General features: G+C 66.0%; 20 protein-coding genes. 6 read left to right on the forward strand and 14 right to left on the reverse strand.

Annotated features, from left to right (window positions below; genetic code table 11):
* Nucleotides 1-139: 139 nt before the first annotated feature.
* The 3 genes from IF690_RS29150 to IF690_RS19610 form a co-directional block, all read right to left on the reverse strand.
* Nucleotides 140-1,636 (reverse strand): methyl-accepting chemotaxis protein, encoded by a 1,497-nt coding sequence (locus tag IF690_RS29150; RefSeq protein WP_202697008.1) that lies wholly within the window; start codon nucleotides 1,634-1,636, stop codon nucleotides 140-142.
* 282 nt (nucleotides 1,637-1,918) lie between these two features.
* A complete protein-coding gene (locus IF690_RS19605; protein ID WP_202697009.1) occupies nucleotides 1,919-4,045 on the reverse strand; it encodes a TonB-dependent siderophore receptor in 2,127 nt (708 codons plus the stop codon).
* A gap of 150 nt (nucleotides 4,046-4,195) precedes the next feature.
* Nucleotides 4,196-5,101 carry a LysR family transcriptional regulator gene (locus IF690_RS19610; protein ID WP_202697010.1) on the reverse strand — a complete coding sequence of 302 codons (906 nt, stop codon included), beginning with the start codon at nucleotides 5,099-5,101 and terminating at the stop codon, nucleotides 4,196-4,198.
* Nucleotides 5,102-5,222: 121 nt separating this feature from the next.
* Here IF690_RS19610 and IF690_RS19615 point away from each other — a divergent pair, with 121 nt between their 5' ends.
* Together IF690_RS19615 and IF690_RS19620 are read left to right on the forward strand one after the other, a co-directional pair.
* Complete coding sequence (locus IF690_RS19615) at nucleotides 5,223-6,083, forward strand: type 1 glutamine amidotransferase domain-containing protein (RefSeq protein ID WP_202697011.1); 861 nt, start codon at nucleotides 5,223-5,225, stop codon at nucleotides 6,081-6,083.
* A 122-nt stretch (nucleotides 6,084-6,205) separates the two neighbouring features.
* On the forward strand, nucleotides 6,206-8,380 hold the full coding sequence (locus tag IF690_RS19620; protein WP_202697012.1) for a DNA/RNA non-specific endonuclease: 2,175 nt from the start codon (nucleotides 6,206-6,208) through the stop codon (nucleotides 8,378-8,380).
* 34 nt (nucleotides 8,381-8,414) lie between these two features.
* Here the strand turns inward: IF690_RS19620 and IF690_RS19625 are convergent, their stop codons facing one another.
* Nucleotides 8,415-9,101 carry a GNAT family N-acetyltransferase gene (locus tag IF690_RS19625; protein WP_202697013.1) on the reverse strand — a complete coding sequence of 229 codons (687 nt, stop codon included), beginning with the start codon at nucleotides 9,099-9,101 and terminating at the stop codon, nucleotides 8,415-8,417.
* Between the two features lie 155 nt (nucleotides 9,102-9,256).
* Nucleotides 9,257-9,868 (reverse strand): cell wall hydrolase, encoded by a 612-nt coding sequence (locus IF690_RS19630; protein ID WP_202697014.1) that lies wholly within the window; start codon nucleotides 9,866-9,868, stop codon nucleotides 9,257-9,259.
* 282 nt (nucleotides 9,869-10,150) lie between these two features.
* On the opposite strand from IF690_RS19630, the gene IF690_RS19635 reads away from it, so the two are divergent.
* Nucleotides 10,151-10,960 carry a CAP domain-containing protein gene (locus IF690_RS19635; RefSeq protein ID WP_502710186.1) on the forward strand — a complete coding sequence of 270 codons (810 nt, stop codon included), beginning with the start codon at nucleotides 10,151-10,153 and terminating at the stop codon, nucleotides 10,958-10,960.
* Nucleotides 10,961-11,353: 393 nt separating this feature from the next.
* Nucleotides 11,354-12,400, forward strand: coding sequence for a class I SAM-dependent methyltransferase (locus IF690_RS19640; protein WP_202697016.1), 1,047 nt, complete (start codon nucleotides 11,354-11,356; stop codon nucleotides 12,398-12,400).
* Nucleotides 12,401-12,608: 208 nt separating this feature from the next.
* Here IF690_RS19640 and IF690_RS19645 read toward each other — a convergent pair whose 3' ends face one another.
* Both IF690_RS19645 and IF690_RS19650 read right to left on the reverse strand, forming a co-directional pair.
* Entirely contained in the window at nucleotides 12,609-13,058 is a 450-nt protein-coding gene (locus IF690_RS19645) for a hypothetical protein (RefSeq protein ID WP_202697017.1), read from the reverse strand.
* A 159-nt stretch (nucleotides 13,059-13,217) separates the two neighbouring features.
* The gene (locus IF690_RS19650; protein WP_202697018.1) at nucleotides 13,218-14,120 is read right to left on the reverse strand and encodes a LysR family transcriptional regulator; all 903 of its coding nucleotides are present in this window, start codon (nucleotides 14,118-14,120) and stop codon (nucleotides 13,218-13,220) included.
* A 118-nt stretch (nucleotides 14,121-14,238) separates the two neighbouring features.
* Between IF690_RS19650 and IF690_RS19655 the strand changes: the two genes are divergently transcribed.
* A complete protein-coding gene (locus IF690_RS19655) occupies nucleotides 14,239-14,985 on the forward strand; it encodes an SDR family NAD(P)-dependent oxidoreductase (RefSeq protein WP_252189500.1) in 747 nt (248 codons plus the stop codon).
* A gap of 66 nt (nucleotides 14,986-15,051) precedes the next feature.
* Nucleotides 15,052-15,258, forward strand: coding sequence for a tautomerase family protein (locus IF690_RS19660; protein WP_023964167.1), 207 nt, complete (start codon nucleotides 15,052-15,054; stop codon nucleotides 15,256-15,258).
* A 136-nt stretch (nucleotides 15,259-15,394) separates the two neighbouring features.
* On the opposite strand, the gene IF690_RS19665 is transcribed toward IF690_RS19660, so the two are convergent.
* From IF690_RS19665 to IF690_RS19695, 7 genes are all read right to left on the reverse strand, one after another.
* Entirely contained in the window at nucleotides 15,395-15,748 is a 354-nt protein-coding gene (locus IF690_RS19665) for a DUF1428 domain-containing protein (RefSeq protein ID WP_202697019.1), read from the reverse strand.
* Between the two features lie 136 nt (nucleotides 15,749-15,884).
* A complete protein-coding gene (locus IF690_RS19670) occupies nucleotides 15,885-16,970 on the reverse strand; it encodes a hypothetical protein (protein ID WP_202697020.1) in 1,086 nt (361 codons plus the stop codon).
* Nucleotides 16,971-17,222: 252 nt separating this feature from the next.
* Entirely contained in the window at nucleotides 17,223-17,996 is a 774-nt protein-coding gene (locus tag IF690_RS19675) for a 1,6-dihydroxycyclohexa-2,4-diene-1-carboxylate dehydrogenase (protein WP_202697021.1), read from the reverse strand.
* A gap of 160 nt (nucleotides 17,997-18,156) precedes the next feature.
* Nucleotides 18,157-19,170, reverse strand: coding sequence for a benzoate 1,2-dioxygenase electron transfer component BenC (gene benC / locus IF690_RS19680; RefSeq protein ID WP_202697022.1), 1,014 nt, complete (start codon nucleotides 19,168-19,170; stop codon nucleotides 18,157-18,159).
* Between the two features lie 10 nt (nucleotides 19,171-19,180).
* Entirely contained in the window at nucleotides 19,181-19,669 is a 489-nt protein-coding gene (gene benB, locus IF690_RS19685; protein WP_202697023.1) for a benzoate 1,2-dioxygenase small subunit, read from the reverse strand.
* On the reverse strand, nucleotides 19,666-21,030 hold the full coding sequence (gene benA, locus IF690_RS19690) for a benzoate 1,2-dioxygenase large subunit (RefSeq protein WP_202697024.1): 1,365 nt from the start codon (nucleotides 21,028-21,030) through the stop codon (nucleotides 19,666-19,668). The genes benB and benA overlap by 4 nt, the downstream gene beginning before the upstream one ends.
* A 343-nt stretch (nucleotides 21,031-21,373) precedes the next feature.
* Complete coding sequence (locus IF690_RS19695; RefSeq protein ID WP_202697025.1) at nucleotides 21,374-22,330, reverse strand: AraC family transcriptional regulator; 957 nt, start codon at nucleotides 22,328-22,330, stop codon at nucleotides 21,374-21,376.
* Nucleotides 22,331-22,383: the final 53 nt, after the last annotated feature.

Raw genomic sequence — 22,383 nt, forward strand, 5'->3', positions numbered from 1 at the left:
GGTTTCTGGAAACCTGGAGAACTCCGAGATTGACGTCGACCGGTCTGAATGACCTGTAGTCCGGATTCCGGTCAGGGCCTGCGGACCAGCAGCAGTGATGGCGCCCGCGGCCTATCGGCAAGCAGGCGCCCCTCCCCCGTTACTTATGAAACGTCTGCCCCAACGCCTCCAGGCGGATCGCGATCGGCGGCAGGCGCTGGCTGCTCAGGGCCAGGTTGCCCATGTCGTCGGCGGTGTTCTGGGCGATGGCCTGGACCGAGTGCAGGCGGCCGACTATGTCGAGGCTGGCGCTGGATTGTTCGCGGGTGGTGCTGACGATGCGGCCGTTGAGCTGGTCGATATGCGAGATGTCGGCGCCGACGGCCTGGAACATCGCGGAGGCCTGGCGGCTGTCCTCGACGCAGCGCTGGGCGCCTTCGTGGCTGTCGTGCATGGCTTCGGCGGCCTCGCGGCTGCCCTGTTGCAGGGCTTCGATGATGGTCTTGATTTCCTGGGTGGACAGCGCGGTGCGCTGGGCCAGGTTGCGCACCTCATCGGCGACCACGGCGAAACCGCGGCCCTGCTCGCCGGCGCGGGCGGCCTCGATGGCGGCGTTGAGGGCCAGCAGGTTGGTCTGGGCGGCGATGCTGCCGATCACTTCCAGCACGTTGCCGATCTGCTGCGCCTGCCCTGCCAGGCGCTGCACGGTTTCGTTGGTGCCGTTGATGCGTGACGCCAACTGGGTGATTTCCGCCTGGGCGCGATCGACGCTTTGCTGGCCGCGGCTGATTTGCTCGCTGGCCTGGCCGGCGCGCTCGACCGCCTGCTCGACGTGCACCGCGATGTCGCCCATGGCATCGCCCATGCGCTGCATGGAGCCGGTCATCTGGGTGATTTCCGTCAGCTGGTGCTGGGCCCCCTGCTCCAGGGTCCGGCTGGTTTTCGCCAGGTCCTGGCCCAGCTCGCGCAGGCCGTGAGTGTCGCGTACCACACCGTCCACCAATGCAGTGATCTGCTGCATGAAGTGGTCGAAACGCTGGGCCAGCGACACATGCACCTTGCCGCTTTCGCCCTGATGAACCTCGACGGTCAACTGGGACGTGGCGGCGAGCATCTTGTCCAGCATGTCCTGGCTCTCCACCGCGTCGGCATGGCTGTGCACCGCCAGGTACAGCAGGATCACCGTCTCCACCACCACATAGAAGGCGTGCACCGCCACCATGCCGAAACCGCCGTGATGGGCCATGACGTAGACCGGAAAACCCTGGTGCTGCAGCACATGAAACACCACGTGATGCAGGGCGATGGTCACCGCCGCCAGCAGAATCGGCAGCCAGTCGCGATAGAAGGTCAGCACCGCCAGCAGCACGAAAATGCCGAAGTGCGCTTCGATCAGGCCCTTGGCCTGGTTGATGTGCAGCGCCGCCATCAGCATGAAGCCGATGGCGATGCAGCAGCGCATCAGGCGCGTGCCGCTGATGGCGCGGTACAGCAGGCTCAGCGCCAGGCTGGTGCCGCCGCCCACCAGCAGCGCCTGGGTGAAGGTGTCGTGCCAGAACGCCAGGCCCAGCGCATAGGCAAACATCAGCCAGATCAGGCCCATCATGATGCGGTCGGCTTTACGGTAATGCTCGAGAAAACGCGGGGGGAAAGCCATGCACTCTTACTCCATGTAGGTGACGGGAAGAAAAACGGCAGAGGGCAAAACGGGGTGACCGCCTTCGGCGGGCGGTTCAGTCAGCAACGATAGTGGCAAATGGCCAAGTTCGCCTTTTCAACTATCGACATGGCCACGGGAAATCGAGCCATGGGTAGACACAGTCGGGAGATTGGCGGGAATGCCATGAAGGGCGGAATCGGCGGGGCAGGAGCGACAGCGGCGAGACGGATCCCGCCGACGCGCCACCCTATAGGGCGACGCGTAGCGGTCCGGGGGGTGTCAGAAGGTCACGCTGGCGCTCAGGCGTGCGGTGCGTGGTTCGCCGACGTTGACCTGCAGCTGGCTGCCAGTGGACGACGGGTAGTACTGCTTGTCGAACAGGTTGTCGACATTGAACTGCAAACTGGTTTTATAACCGAACAACGGCGATTCCCAGCGCACGAAAGCATCGGCCACGGTGTAGCTGCTGAGCCAGAAATCATTGGCGTTGTTGGCCGCGCGCTCGCCGACATAACGGGCGCCGCCGCCCGCGTGCCAGGCGCCGAATTCCGCGGGCACGTTGAGGTGGTGGCTCAGGTACAGGCTGGCGGTGTGCTTGGGAGCGTTGGCCAGGCGGTGACCTTCATTGCTCGGGTCGTCGAGGATTTCCGTGTGGTTGTAGGCGTAGGTGCCGATCAGGTCCCAACGCTCGGCGATACGCCCGGTGACGTCCAGCTCCACACCCTGGGAACCGACCTTGCCGGCGGCTTCCGAGAGGCTCACGCCATTGACGGTGGTAGTGGTCACCACGTTCTTCTTCTCGATGTCGTACAGCGCCAGGTTGATGTTCAGGCCCGGCAGCGGATCGTACTTGGCCCCCACCTCGTAGCTGCGGCCCTCTTCCGGATCGAAGGTCTTGCCGGTGTCGTCGACATCGGTATTGGGCTTGAACGAACGGCTGTAGTTGCCGTACAGCGACAGGCTGTCGGTGGCCTTGAACACCAGGCCGAGGAACGGCACGAAGGTGTCGCCGTTGCTGTCGCGGTTGACCTTGTAGCTGCGGCCCAGGCCCTGGTCGCTGTACTGGTCGTAATGCTGCTGGCGACCGCCGAACACCAGGATCCACTGTTCACTTAAATGCCAGTTGTCCTTGAAATACACCGAGCTCGAGGTCAGCTGGTTGCGCAGGTTGCTCTGGGTGGCGCTGACCAGGCTCGGCTCGGCCAGCTTGCCGTAGACCGGCGAGGCGATGTTGAAACCGCCCTGGGCGGTGTTGCGGTAGGTCTTGCCGCGGTACTGGTCGGAGTGCTCGCTGTCGACGCCCACCAGCAGGTCATGGCGCTGGCCGAACAGCTCCTGCTGGCCGATGAAGTCCCAGCTGGCGTAGCGGGTTTCATCGTCGTAGTGGGCGCCGTTGGCGGCCCGGCGCAGGGTGTTGCCGGTCAGGCTGCTGGGCTGGGCGATCGACAGGCTGTAGCGGTCGTTGTTCCAGCCGTAGGTGACGCGGGTTTTCCAGGCATCGCTGAGCTGGTACTCGAAGCGCGCGCTGGCCACTTCGCGGATGCCGACGCTTTTCGCCCAGCGTTCGTCCAGGCGCTTGTCGTAGTCGATGTCCGCCGGATGCCCGTTGGTGAACACGGTGCCGCGGTCGAAGGGGCTGGAGTAGTCGTTGTATTCGTAGTTCAGGGTCAGGCTGGCGCGCTCGCCGGTCCAGGTCAGCGACGGCGCCACCAGGGTGTGCTCGTTGACCCCGTAGTTGCGCCAGTAATCCTCATGGCCGCGCTCGGCGATCAGGCGGTAGGCCAGGCCGGTGTCGCCCAGCGGCCCGGTGGTGTCCAGGGCCAGGGTGCCGCCGCCTTCGCTGTAGGCCGAGCCGCTGAGGGTGGTGCTCTGGGAATACTGCGGCTGCTTGCTGATGATGTTCACCAGGCCGCCGGGCTCCAGCGCGCCGTAGAGCATCGACGCCGGGCCCTTGAGCACTTCGACCCGCTCGGTGGTGGCGCTGAAGTTCTGCCCCAGGTTGGAGCGCACGCCATCGCGCAGGATCGAGCCGTCGTCGTTAGTGCCGAAACCGCGCTTGACCAGCGAGTCCCGGGAACCGCCCAAGGTGTTGCCCTGGCTGACACCGCTGACGAACTTCATGGCGTCGCTCAGCGAGCGCACCTGATAGTCGGCCAGGGTCTGCTGGGTCACCACGTTGATCGACTGCGCCTCCTCCTTGATCGGCACAGTGCTTTTGCTCGCCGTGCTGGCTTGCGAGGTGGTGTAGCCGGTGTCCTGGCTGAGGCGATCGGCCTGGATATCGGTGGCCGGCAGTTCGACCGCCTCCTGTGCCCACAGCGGGCTGGCGACCAGACAGCAGGACAGTGTCGGCAACAGGCGTTTGATCAGGGTGTTACGACGGGCACGCGGACAGGAAGGCTTCAAGGTGGGCACTCAAGGGAGGGAAGGACATGAATAGCAATGATTATCATTGTAATCAGCGCCCGATTCTCAGTAAATCCCCTTGCCCGCGGGAGTCGGCGTTTTTTTAATCCTCCTCCCGAGCAACGCCGGGACTGATGGTCATTCAGCCTGTCACTGCGCCACGGCCTGGGTCAGGTGATCGATCAGGGCCCGCGCCGCCGCCGACAGCTGGCGATGCGGCGGGTAGATCACCGAGAAGGGTCGCGAACGCCCGCCCGCTTCCGGCAGCAGCGCCACCAGGCGGCCACTGGCGATCCGTTCGCGGACGATGAATTGGTAGGTCTGGCAGATGCCCATGCCGTGCTCGGCCAGGGACACGATGCCCAGCACATCGTCGGCCACCTGGATATTCGCCTGGGGCGTCCACTCCAGGTCCCGCCCCTGCTCGCGCAGCAGCCAGGCGCCGACCCGGCCGCTGCTGGGCATGATGAACGGCAGGCAGGCATGGGTCGCCAGGTCCTCCAGGCGCCGTGGCGTGCCGGCGCGTCGCAGATAGTCGGGGGACGCCACCAGGCACAACGGCGCGTCCTCCAGCTTGCGCCCGATCAGGCCGCTGTCTGGCAACTGGCCGAGGCGGATCGCCAGGTCGTAACCTTCGGCCACCAGGTCGACATTGCGGTTACTGATGCTCAGCTCGATGCGCACCTGCGGGTATTGCCGGACAAAGTCGCCGAGCAGCGCCGGCAGCCGGTAATGCCCGTAGGTGGTCGGCACGCTCAGGCGCACCCGCCCGTTCAGCTCGCCGTCCTGGCCCTGGATGCTACGCTCCGCGCCGTCGATCAACTCGAACGCCGCCCGCGACTGTTCCAGGTACAACAGGCCGGCCTCGGTCAGGCTCAGGCGCCTTGTGGTGCGGCGCAGCAGTTGCACGCCCAGGCGCGCCTCCAGCCGGGAAATCGCCCGGCTGACCACCGACGGGGTGGTGCCCAGCGCCACCGCGCCAGCGCTCAACGAGCCCTTCTCCACCACGCTGACGAACACCTCGACATCAGCCAGATAATCGAATCGGCGACTCACCTTAACCTCCAGGGAACAAGTGATTTCCAGTAGCGCGAGTTTATCGCCCACAGCGGCATGAATACAGTGAGTCACCCGTCGGCCACCGCCGGCTCCTTGACCTCACACCCTGGAAACCCACATGCGCCCACTCAGCACCCTCGCTCTTGCCATGAGCATCACCGCCGCCGCCTTCAACGCCCAGGCCGGAAACGTCCTGGTGGTGCTCTCGGACGCCGACCACCTCGACCTCAAGGACGGCAAGGTGTTTTCCACCGGCTTCTACCTCAACGAACTGATGCAACCGGTCAAACAGCTGCTCGACGCCGGCCACTCGGTAACCTTCGCCACCCCGCAGGGCAAGGCGCCGACCCTGGACCGCTCCTCCACCGACACGATGTACTTCAACAACGATGCCGCCGCGCTGCAGGCGCACCAGGCACTGCTCGACCAGTTGAAAATCACCTCCCCCGGCGAATCGCCGGTGATCAGCCTGGCCCGGGTCGAGCAGATCGGCTACGAGCATTTCGATGCCCTGTACATACCCGGTGGCCACGCACCGATGCAGGACCTGCTGCACAGCCCCGAGCTGGGCAGGCTGCTGAACAACTTCCACCAGAACCACAAGACCACTGCCCTGGTCTGCCACGGCCCGATCGCCCTGCTGTCGACCCTGCCCCAGGCGCAGGACTTCACTCGGCAACTGGCCAGCGGCGGCAAGGCCAGCGCCCCGGGCTGGATCTACGCCGGCTACCAGTTCACGGTGATCAGCAACCAGGAAGAGGAGTTGGCCAAGGGCCTGCTGGGCGGCGGCGCCATGCGCTTCTATCCGCAAACCGCCCTGGAGCAGGCCGGCGGCCTGTACCGCAGCAACCGCTCGCCGTGGAGCGAAAACGTGGTGATCGACCGCGAGCTGGTGACCGGGCAGAACCCGGGCTCGGCCCAGGGCGTGGCCAAGGTATTGCTCGAGCGCTTGCAGGAGCGCGCCGGCAAAGGCGCATAAAAGGCGCATCAAGAGCGGTGGACCCGACGAGCAGGTATGACGCCAGCCGTCTGCCGCCGCACTTGTTGTCTACGCTCAAAGCGACAGCCCGAAAGGAATCCCGTACCCGCCAGGAGGTGCCCATGAGCAAGACGCCAGATGCCGTTGCCACTGCCCGCAGAAGCAACATGGCCAAAGCCCTGGAACGCTGGAACCAGCAAGCCGGCACCCGCAGCGCATCGCTGTCGCGCATCCGCGAACTGGGCCCGGGCGCCGGCGACTCACCGCAGCAATTGGCCAAATGGGTCGCCCGCGAGAACGCCCGTGCCATGTTGACCCGGGCCGGGCTGGAACGCCGGATCGGCACCTGGGACCCGACCTTCTTCGCCCCCAGCGAGACCGCCCGCCAGGCGGCAAGGCCGGTGGCGCGGCTGGTCAATGCGCCACGCCCGGGCACAGTGGTCGAGGGTTTCGCCACCGGTTTCCTGGTCTCGCCCAGCCTGTTGCTGACCAACCAGCATGTGTTTCCCCGGTATGTGGATGCCGTGGACTGCGCCGCCAACTTTCTCTATGAAAGGCAGGAGCGTGGCATCAACGAAGGCACCTACTTCAACCTGCAGCCGGACCAGTTCTACTTTGCCGACGAGGCACTGGACTTCTGCCTGGTAGCCATTTCCGCGCAGGGCACGCGCGGCGAGGCGCTCGCGGACTACGGCTGCATCCGCCTGATCGAAGCCACCGGCAAGACCCTGCGTGGCCGCCCGATGAACATCATCCAGCACCCCGATGGCGGCCCGCGCCAGTACGCCACCACCCACAACCGGCTGCTGGACATTCTCGACCAGGGCTTCCTGCACTACGAAACCGACACCGCCGAAGGCGCCTCCGGCTCCCCGGTGTTCAGCGACAACTGGGAGCTGATCGCCCTGCACCACTGCGGCATTCCCCGGACCGACGAAGCCGGCAACATCCTCAAGACCGACCACAGCATCTGGAACCCCGAGGGGGACGAGGAAAGCACGGTGGACTGGGTGGCCAACGAGGGCACCCGGGTCAGCAGCATCGTCGGCGCGCTCAAGGCCCTGCAACTGAGCGGCCGGCCGGCCGAACTGCTGGCCCAGCTCATGGAGCAGACCGCCGATCCGCTGGCCGCGCTCAGTGTCAACGAAGCGGTGACCGTTACGCCGCACCGCCCAGGCCTGCCCGACAGGTCGCAGAACATCTTTCATATCTGCGGCCCCACCACCATCAACATCCTCGGCCATGCCGCGGACAGTCCGGCAAGCCTTGCCTCCAGCCTGGGCGTGGCGCCGGCCACGGCGCCATCGACCGAGCCTGCGCCGCCGGCCGCGGCCCTGGAAAAGACCCTGACCTTCGACCTCGACTACGAGGCCCGCCCCGGCTACGACCCGGACTTTCTCGGGGTGCCGGTCCCGCCGCCCTTCGTCGAGGGCGCCCTGCTGGCCCAGCTCTACCGCGTCGGCGACTACCGCGAACATGCCGCCTCGGCGCGCAATGTGCCGGCCATGAGGCTCTCCAACCTGGACGACGACGCCCCGCTGGAACTGCCCTATCACCGCTATTCGCTGGTGATGAACAAGCAGTACCGCATGCCGATGTGGGCCGCCTCCAATGCCGACTACCGGCCCGAAGTCCGTGGCGATGCGCGGGGGCGCCGGGGCTTCGGCGGTGAAAGCTGGCGCCTCGACCGCCGGGTGCCGAGCCGCTACCAGCTGACCAACAGCGACATCTACGCGCCGGCCGGCAACTTCGATCGCGGCCATATCGTGCGCCGCGAAGACAGCTGCTGGGGCCGGCCGGGAATCGACACCGAGTACGCCAACGCCGACACCTACCACTGGACCAACTGCACGCCGCAGCACGAACTGTTCAACCAGGAATCGCCCGACGGCGCCCAGTACCGCAATCGCAAAGGCATCTGGGGTTACTTCGAGGGCGAGCTGGCCGAACAGATCGAGGCCGGGGGTGGCCAGGCCATCATCTTTGCCGGCCCGGTGCTGGGGGACTCCTGCGTCGAGCAGGACTTCGGCAAGGGCCCGGTGCATTACCCGACCCGCTTCTGGAAAATCGTCATCGTGCCCAAGGACGAATCACGGGCCCCGGAACTGTTGGCCTATGGCTTCCTGTTCGATCAGAGCGAGGTGATCAAGGAGTTCGGCCTCGACGTCCAGGAAGCCGCCCTGGACCTGGCCAAGGCCTTCCAGAAGCAGAAGGCGACGCTGGCGGACATCTGCCAGATGGCGGGCATTTCCCTGGCCCCCTCGATCATGGCCGCCGACCAGCACAAGCCGGGCTGAGCGTGCGGCTCAAGGGCTGAGCGACCGAGCGGCCTCAGCCCTGCCCCAGGCGCTCGCGGACCAGCGCCTGGGCATTGCGGGTCATCTGGTCCAGGTGGCGGTCGCGCTGTTTTTCGGCATCGAGCATCGCCCGCTTGCCATGCTTTTGCAGCAGGTAGCTGTGAATCTGCCGCACCTCCAGCGAGCGATAGATCGGCGCCGTGTCCAGCAGGCCCATCAAGCCGTCGGTGGCGTGATCGCGGGTGTTCATCAGCACCTGCGGACCGCGCACGCCCAGCACCTGGAAGCCCAGCGCTTCGAACCAGGCCACCTTGCCCGCCGCGCAGGTCAGTTCGGCGTGGGGGTAGCGCTCGCGCATCCGTGCCAGCAGCGCCCGCGCGATCCCCTGCCGGCGATGGCTGGCACGCACCGCCATATAGGCCACGCCGCACGCCTCGGGAGCGTCCTTGGCCGGCAGGTACAGCACAAAACCCAGCACCTGTTCTGGGTCGTCATCGTCGCTGGCCACCAGCAGCTCCACGGCGATGCCCCGGGAGCCGTCCAGGGCCTGCAGGTACAGATGCACCTCAAAGCCGATGGCGTACTGGTAGAGGTTGTACAGCAGGTTGCTGGGCGGGATCGCTGCCGCGCTGATGTCGGTCAGGTAGTCGACCACCATCTGCAGGATCTGGCTGTTGACGGCTTCCGGGCACGGGGCCTGGAAGTGGCTGATGGTGGGCATTGCGCGGAGGCTCCAAAGGTTGAGGCACGCCGGTGACGGCTGGTCGCGCATGATAACGCAGTCCCTGTAGGAGCGAGCTTGCTCGCGATAGCGTCCGTTCTGACACACCGCATCGCGAGCAAGCTCGCTCCCACGGATGGCCTGGGTAAAACCGGCTAACGCGCGCTGTCGCCTGGCGGCTTGTAGAACAGAAACTTGCCGGTCTCGGCGGTCTTGCGGTATTGCCTGGCCCAATCGGGCCGCACGCGCCGGTCATGGAAATACAGGGCGCCGTGGGTCCGGTCCGGGAGTTGCTGGTTGAGCGCCTTGCGCGCGACTTCCTTGGCCGCGATGTAAGGCCCGTCTTCCTTCACCTGGTCCGCACGCCCGTCGCACCACCAGGAAAACTGGCAGGCACGCTGCTGCGAACCCTGCTTGACCACCGCGCACACCGTATCCGGAAACCCCTCGTGGCCGACCCGGTTGAGCACCACGCTGGCCACGGCTTCCATGTCGGCGGCGGCCCCGCCCTTGGCCTCCCAGTAGATGGAGCGCGCCAGGCAGGTGATGGCATCGTCCAGCGGCGCGGCGCCGGCCGGGTCCACCGCCTGGGCCTCGGGCGGGGTAAGGGTTTCGCTGCGGGGCGCCGGCTCTTGGTCCGCGGCTTTCTGCTCCAGGACCTGGGCCTTGTCCTGAGCCACTTCGGGGTTCGCTCTTTCACCCGCGGCCATCGCCAGCCCCCCGCACAGGAGGATCAGGAGACCGCCGGCAATCGCTGTCGGGCGCATGCTCGCACCTTCGCCAAAAGCCCGATCCGGGCACGGGAAAGCCGCCGCCAGCCCACCGGCCGGCGGCGGCTGGAGTTGAGTGTAGTTCGCCACCGTCCGCCCATGACCGGCGCCGTACCGGCAACAGGAAGGACGGATAACGGTGCTCGTTTGCGGCAAAAAGACCTTGCGCCGACCGGGGCGAAATCGCGCATCATGGGCGCAATTCGCTCAAGGGAGACCTCCATGCGCCGCCTATCCTCCACTCTGCCGCTGACCCTGCTGTCGCCCCCCCTGTTGTCGATGAGCATGGCCTTCGCCACCAGCGCCGTGGCGAGCGACGAGACGCAACTGGTGACATCGATCAATAGTTACCGCAGCCAGGTCCAGCGCTGCGCCGGCCAAGTGTCCCAGGAATTGCCGCCGCTGGCCGCCGACCCGCGCCTGGTGCTGCCCGCCAACGGCATCGGCAACCTGCAGCAGGCCCTGGCCAGCAGCGCCTACCCGATGGTCAATGTGCAGGCCATCAGCCTGTCCGGGCCGCGCGATGCCCAGGCGGCCATGAAGGCGGTGCGGGAGAGTTTCTGCCAGGTGGTGCTGGACCCGCAGTTCGTCGATATCGGCGTCAGCCGCACCGGCCAGGATTGGCGCATCGTCCTCGCCCGGCCGCTGCTGACCGCGCGCCTCGGCGACTGGCAGGCGGAGGGCCAGAAGCTCCTGGAAACCCTCAACAGCGCTCGCGCGCAGCCGCGCCAGTGCGGCGACCGGATCTTCGCCGCCGCCACCCCGCTGGCCTGGAACGCCACCCTGGCCAGCGCGGCCCAGGACCATACCCGGGACATGGCCAATCACAACTTTTTCGATCACAAGGACCGCGACGGCCGCACCCCCGGCGACCGCGCCGAACTGGCGGGTTATGCCGGCCAGCAGATCGGCGAGAACATCGCCGCCGGCCAGGACAGCGTACGCAAGGTGGTCGATGGCTGGCTGGCCAGCCCCGGCCATTGCGCCAACCTGATGAACCCGCAGTATCGCGAGCTGGGCGCGGCCTATGCGGTCGATCCGAAAAGCGATGCCGGCATCTACTGGACCGCCATGTTCGGCACCCCTTGAAGGCCTGACCGACCTTGCCCAAGGGCGTCGTCGGCGACGCCCTGCCCCCTCATCGGCCAACCCCGCGACGCCCCCGCCGGGGAACTAAACTGACGCCTCTACCGGCCAGGAATCGCTTGTTCCGGGCGTCCCCGAAACCCGCGCGCAGCCCCGCCTGCCGCCACGGGTTCGATGCCCAGGCCCGATGGCCAGCCCGACCTTCCTGAACGGTAGGCACGCCCCCCGCCGCACGCGGAGGTGTCCGTGCGTCAGTGCTTCAAAGCACGGGCCTGCCCTGCCGGGCCCGCTCCTTCGGCAGTGCCGGGACATGGCCTCCCCGCGCGTGCCGCGTATCTCCATCCGGCCACTGCCGGGCCATCTGCGGCAGTGCCCCTCACAGCGGAGGACAAGGCCATGGACGAAGCCAAGCTCAACGATTTCATGGGCAAACTGGTGTCAGACATGGGCGGCGCGGCCATGCTCGCCAATATGATTCTCGGCGAAGAACTGGGCCTGTACCGGGCCATGGCCGACAGTCGCTTCGTCAGCCCCGAGGCGCTGGCCGCCAAGACCGGCTGCAACGCGCGGTTGCTGCGCGAGTGGCTGAGCGCCCATGCCGCGTCCGGCTACATGGAACACCTGAACGGCGAGTTCCGCCTGCCGGAAGAACAGGCCCAGGCGCTGGCCATCGAGGATTCGCCGGTGTACGTGGCCGGTGGCGCCGTGGTGGTCTCCGCGCTGTTTCACGACAAGGACAAACTGCTGGCGGCGATGCGCGGCGACGGCGCCCTGGCCTGGGGCGATCACCACCCGTGCATGTTCAGCGGCACCGAGCGCTTCTTCCGTCCCGGCTATCGGGCGCACCTGGTGGCCGAATGGCTGCCGGCCCTGGACGGCGTGGTGGAGAAACTGCAGGCCGGGGCCAAGGTCGCGGACGTTGGCTGCGGGCATGGCGCGTCGACGGTGATCATGGCCCAGGCCTTTCCCGCCTCGCGGTTTTTCGGCTTCGACTACCACCAGCCCTCAGTCACTACCGCGACACAACGGGCCGAGGAAGCCGGCGTGACCGGTCGTGTGCAGTTCTCCCAGGCCAGCGCCAAGACCTACCCCGGCAACGGCTACGACCTGATCTGCTTCTTCGATTGCCTGCACGATATGGGCGACCCGGTGGGCGCCGCACAACATGCCTTCCAGGCGCTGAAAGACGACGGCAGCGTGCTGCTGGTCGAGCCGTTCGCCAACGACCAGCTGGACCAGAACATCACCCCGGTCGGCCGGCTGTTCTATGCCGCCTCGACCTTTATCTGCACGCCCAACTCGCTGTCCCAGGAAGTCGGCCTGGGGCTCGGTGCCCAGGCCGGCGAAGCGCGCCTGCGCCAGGTCTTCAGCGAAGCCGGCTTCAGCCAGTTCCGCCGGGCCGCAGAGACGCCGTTCAACCTGATTCTCGAAGCGCGTAAATAAAAACGCAGTCCTGTAGGAACGAAGCTGGCTCGCGATGAACTTGAGGGCGGCGCGCTTACCCGGTCGATACGCGTCATCGTTAACGACCATCGCGAGCAAGCTTCGCGCCTACGGATGCGTGTTGTTGATTCAGATGTTGCATGCCAATAAAAAACGGCACCCGGGAAGATCCCGGGTGCCGTGCTTCTGTACAACGATGGATAGCGCCTTACGCCGCCGGCAGATCGACCAGCACCACCGCCTGTTGCCCTACGCACAGCAGCCGCCCGCCGTGGCTGGCCACATAGCCCTCGGCTTCGGCCGCTGACGAGAACCAGCAGTTGAGGTGCCCCGCCTGGCGGTAGAGCAGTTCGAAGTGCTGCAACTGCTCGGGCGCCAGCTCGTCGAGGACCTGGCGATAGGTCTCCCAATGGGCAAAGCCGGCCTCGCTGGCCAGGGTGCGCAGCAGGTGTTTGCGCTGCACCTTGTCGCGCTGCCGATACAGCTGAGGCAACGACAGGCCAGGCAAACTGTTGCTCGCCAGCAAGCGCCGCAGGATCGGCAAGGCACTGGCCAGCGAACCGCTGGTGGCGGTGCGATGCAGGCGTTTGGCTTCGCGCAGTACCAGGCTGGCGGCCTGACTGGCGGGTGAACGGGGAACGGATTTGTTGATAGGCATACCAACTCCAAGAGAATCGGCCTGCTCGCTATTGGCCCGGAGGGGGTATGCAAGCGTAGTGCTTGCGGGAATTGAAGGTGCTTGCGCTTTCGCGAGGTGGGCGCCCAGGAAGCCCGGCCGCCATACTAACCAATCCATCCCGGGCTGCCCACCCCCGCTTCAGGCCTGCCAGCCCTGCTGTTTCTCCAGCAGGAAATCGATAAAGGCGCGCAGGCGCAACGGCACGTGCCGGCTGTGGGGATACAGCAGGCTGAAGGGCCGCGAACGGCCGCCGTAAGGCTGCAGCACCTCCAGCTCGCGCTCGACCATGAAACGGTAGGTCTGGAACAGGCCGGCGCCGTGCCTGGCCAGGGTCACGCCCCCCAGCAAGTCCTCGGAGCACACGTAGGCCCCCTCGGCGAGCACTTCGCAGGGGCCGTCGGCGCCGTTGAACAGCCAGGCGATGCGCCGGCCGCTGCTGGGCAACTCGAACTGGATGCACTCATGTTGCGCCAGGTCGTCGAGCCGCTGCGGCGTACCGGCCCGCGCCAGATAATCCGGGGCGGCGAACACCACCAGTTCGGCGTCCTCCAGCAGCCGCGCGACCAACCCGGAATCCGGCTGCGCGCGCACCCGGATCGCCATATCGTAGCCCCCTTCGACGAAGTCGATATTGCGGTTGCTCAGGTTGACCTCCACCCGCATCTGCGGATAACGCCGGCGAAACTCCGGCAGCAGCGGCAGGATGCGCAGATGGCCGTAGGTGGTCGGCAGGCTGATGCGCAAGGTGCCGGAAGGCGCCAACTGCTGCCCGGTCAACTGGCGCTCGGCTTCGAGCATCTGGTTCAGCGCGCTGCGGCATTGTTGGTGATAGTCGCGCCCGCCGTCGGTCAGGCGGATGCTGCGGGTGGTGCGCACGAACAGGCGGACGCCGAGCCGCTCCTCCAGGCGCGACACCGAGCGGCTGACCGCCGCCGGCGTGACCCCGGCCGCCAGTGCCGCGCCGGTAAAGCTGCCGATCTCCGCCGCCATGCAGAACAGCTCGATGCTGCCCAGCAGCACATCGTCGAATTGCCGGCCCATTGATTACACCATGTATCAAGTGAAGTACCTGAAGCGCTATTTATCAGCATTCTGCACACAAATATAGTGCTGCCCAACAGCGCTGGAACCTCTCTCAACCCAGAACAGGACTATCCCCATGAGCCTCAACCTGAACCCCAACGGCACCGTCATCATCACCGGCGCCTCCAGCGGCATCGGCCTCGGCCTGGCCCAGGCCTACCTGGCCCGCGGCTACAACGTGGTCGGCAACGCCCGCTCGGCACAGCGGCTGGCCGCGGCGGCCGAAACCCTGGGCCACAGCGCGCGCTTTCTCGGGGTCGAGGGCGACATCGCCGACCCGGCCACCGCCACGCAACTGGTCGAGCGCGCCGTCGACCGCTTCGGCCAGGTCGATGTACTGGTCAACAACGCCGGCTTCTTCCTGCCCAAGCCGTTTGTCGACTACAGCCCCGAAGAGCTGGAAAACCTGCTGCAGACCAACCTCAAGGGCGTGGTCTACGCTTCCCAGGCCGCCGCGCGGCACATGATCGAGCGGCGCCAGGGCCGCATCATCAACATCAGCGCCAGCGTCGCGCTGCAACCGAACCTGGCGGTCCCGGCGGCGTTGCCGGTGCTGATCAAGGGCGGCGTGAACCAGATGACCCGCGCCCTGGCCCTGGAGCTGTCGCCGTTCAACATCCAGGTCAACGCGGTGGCCCCGGGGATCATCGACACGCCGATGCACGACCCGGCGCACCGCGCCTTCCTCGACGGCCTGCAACCGGCCGGACGGGTCGGACGCATCGAGGAAATCGCCGACGCGGTGCTCTACCTGTCCGGCGCCGGCTTCACCACCGGCGTGGTGCTGCCGGTGGACGGCGGCATGAGCAGCGGCAAATGGTAAACCCGGCGAGAGGCCCGCGTGTCTCCCGTCTCTTGCATGCCCCACCCTTTCCCCAGGAGTACAACCATGCCTTTCGTCAACGTCCGCATCACCCGTGACGGCGTGACCCGCGAACAGAAAGCCCAGGTGATCCGCGAGATCACCGAAACCCTGCAACGGGTGCTGAACAAGGCCCCGGAACTGACCCACATCGTCATCGAGGAAGTCGACACCGACAACTGGGGCTACGCCGGCCTGACCACCACCGAATACCGCCAGCGAACGGCGCAATGAAAAAAGGGCGGGCCAGCCTCTGGTCCGCCCTTGTTCCTGCCGTTGAATCTGTATCTGCAAGGTCCAGGCACACTAACCCGACCAGGGTTGCCACTGAGGCCGCTGCGGCCACTGCCGATGTTTCGCTGGTGATACCTCAGGCATTCACCAGCATCTTGAACCCGCCATAAATCATGCGCTGGCCGTCGAATGGCATCGGGCAGACGTCGGGCTTGAGCCGCGGGTCTTCCATGGCCTTGTGCATGCCCGCGTCGCGGATTTCGCGGGACGGCCAGATGATCCAGCTGAACACCACCGTCTCGTCCGCCTTGAGCTTGACCGCCATGGGAAACGAGGTCAGCTTGCCCTCGGGCACATCGTCGCCCCAGCAATCGACGACGCTCAGGGCGCCGTAACCCTTGAACACCTTCGCCGCGGTCTGCGCATGCTGCTTGAAGGCTTCAAGGTTGGCGGTGGGTACCGCCAGGACACAACCATCGACATAAGACATGATCCTGCTCCTGCTGATTGGGGTTGAGCATCCGGGGCCGAACCGGGTGTCGGGCCCCTCTGTGAGCTGGTCGATCCGCGTCGCCGACAATCGACAGGCCGGCGCGGAAAAAACCGGGGCGGCCGACCGACGGGCTTCATGGCTCCGGCTGCCAACCGGTTTCCGGGGCACTCAGGCCCGGCGTGGCAAGCGGATGCACGGAGCCCGGTACGGTCTCCAGCGGAGGGTTCGGCACCGCGCTCTTGCCCAACTCGCCCTCGACCTGCCCGGCCAGGTAATACACCCCGGCCATCACCCCGTTGCCGGTGTTGTTCAACAGCTTGAACCAGGCCTGGTCGAACGCCTTGCCCAGGCTCTGGCGAATCTGCGCCTCGGTCTCGGCCCGGTCGCTCTCATGGGCGATTGCGCGAAACCCCGCGGCGCCCAGGGAGATCACCGCGCCGGCGACCTTGCCGGCCACCGCCGACGCGGCGCCGGCAATGCCACGGCCGGCCATCTGTGCTTCGAATTTTTCGCTGGCCTGCCTGGCCACCGAGACAATCCCGGCCTCGGACGACACCTCGCCGGTGCCCGCGGGGGCGCTATGGATCTGCTGGTACAGCGCCGAGTAGGCCGGCAGCGAGATCAAGGGCTTGGCGTGCAGCACCTGGTACAACGACGCATCGCGTGCCGGCGGCGGCCCCAGGCGGATCGCCTGGATGCCGTTGAGCCGTTGAGCGAGCTGCTTGGGCGGCACCCGATAACGCTGGGCGATAACCTGTACCTGCTTGTCCAGCAGTTCGACATAGAACTCCGTGGCCTGGTTGAGAATCGCATCCGGGTCGATCTCCACCGCCACCGGTGCCAGCACCTGCTCCTGATACTGCTCCTTGAGGTACTCCGCCAGGCGCACCGCCGCCGCGTCCTTCTCGTCGCCGGCGGTGAGGCTGTACCAACTGACTTTCATGGCCATCCATTCCTGGGTCCAGTAACTGCTGAACCAGGGGATGAAGGTCTCTTCGGTGACCGCATAGACCCGCACCCGCCAGTGCTCCATGGAGCCGCGGGCAAACACCTTGACCTGGAGCACCGCCTGTTGCGAAGCCTGGGCGATCTCCCGGTCCACCTGGCGCCAGGTGCCGGGGGAAATCACCACCGGCGCCACCGCCTCGCGGACACGCTGGGTCGCGGTGCATCCGGCCAGCACCAGCAGCATCACGACGATCAGCGCACGCAGGTACAAGATGGCAACCCTCGCACAGCCTCGGCCACCGCCACCCGCCCACGACCGGGCAGGCTTGAACCGGATACCGCCCGACCGTGCCTGGATTGAGTATAGGACTTGGGGGTACCCCCGGGCTCAGATGGCACCGGGATCGCTACGCTTCCTGGAGCGCGCTTGCTCGCGATAGGGCCGGCAGGGTGTCGCTGACGCTGCGCGTCACCCTTGGTGATTTTTCGCGAGCAAGCGCGCTCCTACGGGGCCGTGGGAGGGTCAACCCTGGTCGCCACCGCCTACCGGCATGACCAGGCCGGTGATGTAGGACGCCTCGTCGGAGGCCAGGAACAGGATCGCCGCGGCCTGCTCGTCGATGGTGCCGTAGCGTTTCATCAGGGTGCTGTCGACGGTCTGGTCGACGATCTGCTGGTACCAGACCTTTTCCTCGGCGCTCTGCTCGGCGCTGTTGCGCGGAATGCGTCGTGGCGGCGCTTCGGTGCCACCGGGGGCAGTGGCGTTGACCCGCACCCCGCGCCCGGCAGTCTCGAACGCCAGGCAGGCGGTCAGGGCATTCACCCCGCCCTTGGCCGCGCCGTACGGCACGCGGTTGATGCTGCGGGTGGCGATGGACGACACGTTGACGATGGCGCCGCTGCCCTGCTCCAGCATGTACGGCAGCGCCGCGTGGCAACACCACAAGGTGGGGAACAGCGAGCGGCGCACTTCGGCTTCGATCTGCCGCTCTTCATAGTGCTCGAACGGCTTGGCCCAGAGGGTGCCGCCGACGTTGTTGACCAGCACGTCGATGCGCCCGAAACGCTCGATGGCGGCGGCCATCACCCGGCTGCATTCGGCGTACTGCTCAAGGTCGGCGGTCAGCGCCAGCCCCTCGAAGCCGGGGGCCAGCTCGGCCTGCAACTCGAACACCCGCTCGGAGCGGTCCACCAGCACCAGCCGCGCGCCCTCCTCGGCCAGGCGCTCGGCGACCCGCCGGCCGATGCCCTGCGCCGCGCCGGTGACCAGGGCGACTTTCTGCTTGAATCTGCTCATCTCAAAACCTCATTCCGATAGGCCCGATCCACCACAGCCCTTTGTAGGAGCGAGCTTGCTCGCGATCAGCCGATAGGCTGAAAGGTCGGCGGTGCACGCACTATCGCTATCGCGAGCAAGCTTCGCTCCTACAGGTACGGTGGCGTTTTTGGGGGGCGCGTCAGGCCGCGCTGGCGGCGAATTTTTCATAGTAGAAATTGGCCGGGGCAATGCCCTGGTCGCGGATGAACTGGCTCACCGCCTCGACCATCGGCGGCGGGCCGCACAGGTACACGTCCACATCGCCGTCGTTCAGGTGCCTGGGCTCGATATGCTGGGTCACGTAGCCCTTGAGCGGGTGGCGGCTCTCGGGGTTGGCCACGCAGGCGCTGAAGCTGAAGTTGGGGATGCGCGCGGCGAAGGCTTCCAGGCGGTCGATTTCCACCAGGTCGAAGTCATGGGTCACCCCGTAGATCAGGTGCAACGGATGCGCGCTGCCCTGCTCGGCGATTTTCTCCAGCATCGCGATGAACGGCGCCAGCCCGGTGCCACCGGCCAGCAGCAACAACGGCCGGCGAATGTCCCGCAGGTAGAAGCTGCCCAATGGGCCGGCCAGGCTCATGGGGTCGCCGGCTTTCGCCAGGCCGGTGAGGAAGCTGCTCATCAGGCCGCCCGGCACGTTGCGGATCAGGAAGCTGACCTCGCCGTCGCGCTGCAGCGAGCTGAAGGAGTAGGCGCGGGTCTGCTCGCTGCCGGGCACGCCGAGGTTGACGTACTGCCCCGGCAGAAACGCCAGCTTGCCCAGGGCCTCGCCCTTGATCGACAGGGCGATGGTGCTGTCGGACAGCTGGCGCACCGCGCTGATGGTGGCATCGAAGGTGGCCTGGGCGGTACGGCAGACTTGCGAGGAGGCCGGCACCCGCACCACGCAATCGCTCAAGGCGCGCATCTGGCAGGTCAGCACGAAGCCCTGCCCGGCTTCATCCGCGGTCAGCGCGTCGTCGACGTATTCCTCGCCGAGGTCGTAACGCCCGGCTTCGGCGAAACACTTGCAGGTGCCACAGGCGCCGTCGCGGCAGTCCAGGGGGATGTTGATGCCCTGGCGGTAGGCGGCATCGGCCACGGTTTCGCCGGCGTCGGCGGCTATGAAGCGGGTCACCCCGTCTTCGAAATTGAGTGCGATTTGATGAGTCATGGCGGTCGCCTCAGAGGTGGTAGACATCGACGACCTGACGAACGTAATCGTTCTTCAGGATGACTTTCTTGGCCAGGATCAGCGGGTTCTCGCCCCGCACATCGAGGGTGTAGAAGCTGGTGCCGAAGTAGCTGTCGACGGTCTTGTAGCGAAAGCTCAGGGTGTGCCAGTTCAAGCGCACCTGGCACAGGCCGTCGGCCTGTTCCAGCACCTCGATGTTGCTCAGGTTGTGCGAGGTGCGGGTATCGGGAATGCTCGCGCTGGAGCGCTCGGTCTTGATCCGGAACACCCGGTCTTCCAGGCCGCAGCGGCTGCCGTACCAGATCAGCGAGATTTCCCGCTGCGGGTCTTCGGTGAGCTCGTCGTTGTCGTCCCAGGACGGCATCCAGAAAGTCGCGTCGGGAGCGTAGAGCGCCAGCCAGCGGTCCCAGTCCTTGTCGTCCAGGTAGCGCGCTTCGCGGTAGAGAAAGTCGCGCACGGTGTCATGGGAAATGCTCATCGCACAGCCTCCACGGCAATGGTTCGCGCCGCTTGGGCGGCCACCGCCTGGAGCATGGTTTGCTGCCAGTACTTGTGCTGCATCACGAACAGGCCTTCGTCTTCGGTGCGCACGCCGCTGAGGATCGGTTGCAGGTCGATTTCCCGGGCCGCGTCGTCCGCGCCCTCGACCCAGTGTTCGGCGCCGCGGGACATGTCGTTCCAGGCAGTGTGGCTGCCCTGGTAGCCCATCTGGCAGGAACGGAATTCCTCCAGGTCGTCCGGGGTGGCCATGCCGCTGACGTTGAAGAAGTCCTCGTACTGGCGGATGCGCGTGGCCCGGGCTTCGTCGCTCTCGCCCCTGGGCGCGATGCAGTAGATGGTGATCTCGGTGCGGTCCACCGAGATCGGCCGGGCGATGCGGATCTGCGAGCTGAACTGGTCCATCAGGTAGACGTTGGGGTACAGGCACAGGTTGCGCGAGTTCTCGATCATCCAGTCGGCGCGGGCCTGGCCGAAGTCCCGGGCCAGATCAAAGCGGCGCTCGTAGAGCGGGCGGTCCTCGGGGTTGGACCAGCGGGTCCAGAGCAGCATGTGGCCCTTGTCGAAGGAGTAGAAACCACCGCCCTGCCTGGCCCAGCTGCCGGCGCTCATGGTCTTGATCTCTTCGCCGGCCTCGCGCTGCTTGCGCTGGCTCTGGGTGGCCGCGTAGTTCCAGTGCACTGAGCTGACGTGGTAGCCGTCGGCGCCGTTTTCCGCGGTGAGCTTCCAGTTGCCTTCGTAGATGTAGCTCGAGGATCCGCGCAGCACTTCCAGGCCGTCGGCGGACTGGTCGACGATCATGTCGATGATCTTCGCCGACTCGCCCAGGTGCTCCACCAGGGGCAGCACGTCGGGGTTGAGGCTGCCGAACAGGAAGCCGCGATAGGACTCGAAGCGCGCGACCCTGGTCAGGTCGTGGGAGCCTTCGCAGTTGAAGCTCGAGGGGTAACCCGCGGCGGCCGGGTCCTTGACCTTGAGCAGCTTGCCGGAGTTGTTGAAGGTCCAGCCGTGGAACGGGCAGGTGTAGGACGCCTTGTTGCCGGTCTTGTGCCGGCAGAGCATGGCGCCACGGTGGCTACAGGCATTGAGGAAGGCATTGAGTTCGCCGTCCTTGTTACGCACGATGAAGACCGACTGCCGGCCCATGGTGGTGGTGTAGTAGTCGTTCTTGTTGGGGATCTGGCTCTCGTGGGCGAGGTACAGCCAGTTGCCCTCGAAGATGTGCTGCATTTCCAGGTCGAACAGCCGGGGGTCGGTGAACATCTCCCGCTTGCAGCGGTAGACACCCCGGTCACGGTCTTCTTCAAGCAGGGAGTGAAGGTATTCGGGTCGCAGGGTCATGGCCGCCGCCTCCGTTGTTTTTATTAGGCAAGGCTCATGCTAGGGCCGAGTGTGCAGGGGCAATATCCGTTGCGTGCAGACCACTATCCGCTTTCTGCAAGGGCAACCCTGTAGCCCTGTAGCCGCTGCCGAGCCGCAGCGAGGCTGCGATCGGGCGCGAAGCGGCCGCAACGGGACTAACGCGGTTATTCAGGTCCTCCGCGTACTCAGGTTTGGCGACTGCTGCGCAGTCGATCGCAGCCTCGCTAGCGCTCGGCAGCGGCTACACGGCTACACGGCTACACGGCTACACGGCTACACGGCTACAGAAGAAATCGTGGAGGGCGCCAGCAGGCAGCGTGGATCAATGCCGGCGCCGCAAGGTATCGGACGGCAATTCACCGAACTGTTTGCGGTAGCTTTCCGAGAAGCGTCCCAGGTGCAGGAAGCCGAAGTCCATGGCCAGTTCGGTGATGTTGCGCACGTTGCAGCTGGGGGTGCGAAGGCAGGCATGGATCCGTTCCAGTTTTTTCTGCCGGATGTAGCGCATGGGCGTGGTCCGGGCATTGCGCTCGAACAGCGCATAGAGCGAACGCAGGCTCATCTGCGCCTGTTGCGCCAGCGCCTCGCAGCCGATGTCCTGCTTGAGGTTGCGCTCGATGTAGTCGGCAATCGTCTCGAAGGTCGCCGACGACGAACCCAGGCCCACGCGCCGGATGTTGGTCTTCATCAGGCTGAGCATCTTGCTCGCGACGATCTGCGCGTAATGCTCCTGCACTCGGGGGATGCACTCGACGGCTTCGGCTTCGCGGCAGACCACGCTCAACAGGTTGATAAAACCTTCCAGCTCATCGAGCTGGTAGCGGTTGCCGACAAAACGCACGCCCTGCCCCGGATACAGCCAGCGCTGCTCCTGGCACACCGACTCCAGCAAGCGGATGGGCACCTTGATGATGAATTTCTCGCAATCGTCGGAATAGGTCAGGTCCACCGGATCGTCGGGGTTGATCAGCAGCAGCTCGCCCGGGGCGAAGTAATGTTCCTGGCGATGGCCGCGCCACAGGCAGTGGCCGCGCAGCAGCACTTGCAGGTGGTAGATGGTTTCCAGCGCCGGCGAGGTGACGCGCACGCTGGCGCCGTAGCTGATCGAGCACAGGTCGAGGCTGGCGAACTGCCGATGATTGAGGCTGGCCTGGGGACTGCCGGCCCTGGGCAAACGGATGCAGTGGCTGCCCACATGCTGGTTGACATAACCGGACACAGCGTAGGGATCGGCCTGGACGAATACCCTGCTGCGCTCACTCAACAGATGCGTTTCCATAAGCGGGTCACTCTCGGTTCTTATGCTTGGGAGCGTTCGTATCGGGCGGTGCT

It is taken from the genome of Pseudomonas sp. SK3(2021), assembly GCF_016772375.1.
In the GTDB taxonomy this organism is placed as follows: Bacteria; Pseudomonadota; Gammaproteobacteria; order Pseudomonadales; family Pseudomonadaceae; genus Aquipseudomonas; species Aquipseudomonas chlororaphis_I.

Excerpts from the sequence above, each read along its gene's own strand:
- IF690_RS29150 (WP_202697008.1), bottom strand. The coding sequence starts at position 1,636 with ATGGCTTTCCCCCCGCGTTTTCTCGAGCATTACCGTAAAGCCGACCGC.
- IF690_RS19615 (WP_202697011.1), top strand. The coding sequence starts at position 5,223 with ATGCGCCCACTCAGCACCCTCGCTCTTGCCATGAGCATCACCGCCGCC.
- IF690_RS19620 (WP_202697012.1), top strand. The coding sequence starts at position 6,206 with ATGAGCAAGACGCCAGATGCCGTTGCCACTGCCCGCAGAAGCAACATG.
- IF690_RS19625 (WP_202697013.1), bottom strand. The coding sequence starts at position 9,101 with ATGCCCACCATCAGCCACTTCCAGGCCCCGTGCCCGGAAGCCGTCAAC.
- IF690_RS19630 (WP_202697014.1), bottom strand. The coding sequence starts at position 9,868 with ATGCGCCCGACAGCGATTGCCGGCGGTCTCCTGATCCTCCTGTGCGGG.
- IF690_RS19635 (WP_502710186.1), top strand. The coding sequence starts at position 10,151 with ATGAGCATGGCCTTCGCCACCAGCGCCGTGGCGAGCGACGAGACGCAA.
- IF690_RS19640 (WP_202697016.1), top strand. The coding sequence starts at position 11,354 with ATGGACGAAGCCAAGCTCAACGATTTCATGGGCAAACTGGTGTCAGAC.
- IF690_RS19645 (WP_202697017.1), bottom strand. The coding sequence starts at position 13,058 with ATGCCTATCAACAAATCCGTTCCCCGTTCACCCGCCAGTCAGGCCGCC.
- IF690_RS19650 (WP_202697018.1), bottom strand. The coding sequence starts at position 14,120 with ATGGGCCGGCAATTCGACGATGTGCTGCTGGGCAGCATCGAGCTGTTC.
- IF690_RS19655 (WP_252189500.1), top strand. The coding sequence starts at position 14,239 with ATGAGCCTCAACCTGAACCCCAACGGCACCGTCATCATCACCGGCGCC.
- IF690_RS19660 (WP_023964167.1), top strand. The coding sequence starts at position 15,052 with ATGCCTTTCGTCAACGTCCGCATCACCCGTGACGGCGTGACCCGCGAA.
- IF690_RS19665 (WP_202697019.1), bottom strand. The coding sequence starts at position 15,748 with ATGTCTTATGTCGATGGTTGTGTCCTGGCGGTACCCACCGCCAACCTT.
- IF690_RS19675 (WP_202697021.1), bottom strand. The coding sequence starts at position 17,996 with ATGAGCAGATTCAAGCAGAAAGTCGCCCTGGTCACCGGCGCGGCGCAG.
- benC (WP_202697022.1), bottom strand. The coding sequence starts at position 19,170 with ATGACTCATCAAATCGCACTCAATTTCGAAGACGGGGTGACCCGCTTC.
- benB (WP_202697023.1), bottom strand. The coding sequence starts at position 19,669 with ATGAGCATTTCCCATGACACCGTGCGCGACTTTCTCTACCGCGAAGCG.
- benA (WP_202697024.1), bottom strand. The coding sequence starts at position 21,030 with ATGACCCTGCGACCCGAATACCTTCACTCCCTGCTTGAAGAAGACCGT.
- IF690_RS19695 (WP_202697025.1), bottom strand. The coding sequence starts at position 22,330 with ATGGAAACGCATCTGTTGAGTGAGCGCAGCAGGGTATTCGTCCAGGCC.